This is a genomic window from Nocardioides sp. P5_C9_2, from assembly GCF_054049555.1.
Genome location: NZ_JBFUMD010000737.1, coordinates 1 through 1103, shown reverse-complemented (window position 1 = coordinate 1103; position 1103 = coordinate 1). Strand labels below are relative to the sequence as shown.

2 protein-coding genes are annotated in these 1103 nt (G+C 73.3%); one reads left to right on the top strand and one right to left on the bottom strand.

Annotation, left to right across the window (positions count from 1 at the left end):
* A partial coding sequence (locus tag ACXJKL_RS21405; RefSeq protein ID WP_457209005.1) for a DJ-1/PfpI family protein occupies nt 1-195 on the top strand: 195 nt, incomplete at its 5' end.
* 72 nt (nt 196-267) lie between these two features.
* Here ACXJKL_RS21405 and ACXJKL_RS21400 read toward each other — a convergent pair.
* Nucleotides 268-957, bottom strand: coding sequence for a dihydrofolate reductase family protein (locus tag ACXJKL_RS21400; RefSeq protein WP_457209004.1), 690 nt, complete (start codon nt 955-957; stop codon nt 268-270).
* Nucleotides 958-1103 lie beyond the last annotated feature (146 nt).

The window sequence follows — 1103 nt, the reverse complement described above, 5'->3', positions numbered from 1 at the left end:
CCGTGGACCCTCGTCGAGGCCGGCGTCCTGTCCGGCAAGCGGGTCACGTCGTGGCCCAGCCTCCAGACCGACATCCGCAACGCCGGCGGCGAGTGGGTCGACGAGGAGGTCGTCGAGGACGGCAACCTGATCACCTCGCGCAACCCCGACGACATCCCCGCCTTCACCAAGACGATCCTGGCCGCCCTGGGCTGAGACGCCCTGGGCTGAGACGCCCTGGGGCTCAGACGCCTGGGGCTCAGACGCCCCCGGGCCAGACGCCCCGACCTAGCTGCGGCCGCTGGCGACCAGCCAGCGGCCCAGCAGCGTCCCGTCCTCCTCCAGCAGCTGGTGCGGCCGCAGCGCGACGTCGAGGTCGGCGCCCGCGGTGATCCGCGTGAGGTCGCCCCCGAGCAGCCGGGGCACGAGAGTGAGGCAGAGCTCGTCGACCACGCCGGCCTCCAGCGCCGCGGCGAAGAGCGCCGGCCCGCCCTCGCAGAGCTGGTCCACCCAGCCCCGCGCGGCCAGCCGGGACTTCAGCTCCACGAGGTCGACGGCATCCTCGCCGAGCACCAGCACCTGCTCCTCCCCCAGCAACGACCGTGACCGCGCCAGTCCGGCGGCGGAGGCGGTGGTGGCCATCAGGATCCGACCCTCGGGGGCCCCGCGCAGGTTGTCGGGCACCTCCCCGGAGCGGCTGACGACGACGAGCGGGATCCTCGGGACGGCGTACTCCTCCGCGCGCAGCGTCCCCGCCCCCACGACCAGGCAGTCGGCCAGGCGCCGCAGGGTGTCGAAGACCCGCTTGTCGGCCGCGTTGTTGATGCTCCCGCTGAGCCCGTCGCCGCCCTGGGCGGCACCGTCGACCGTGCTGACGAAGTTGACCCGCAGCCACGGCTCCCCCAGCGGCGCGTAGGCCTGCGCCAGCTCGTCGTCGGTGAGGTCGGAGAGGTGCGGCAGGGCGAGGGTGCGGGTCACTTCGTCGCGACCTCGCCCTGCGGTCGTCGCACCCCTGTCCCGGTGACCCACTTCATCATCAGGAGGAAGCCGAAGCTGCCGACGAACAGGCAGACCATGGCGGCGATGAGCTTCGGGTAGCTGTCCGACGACGTGGCCGCCGACAC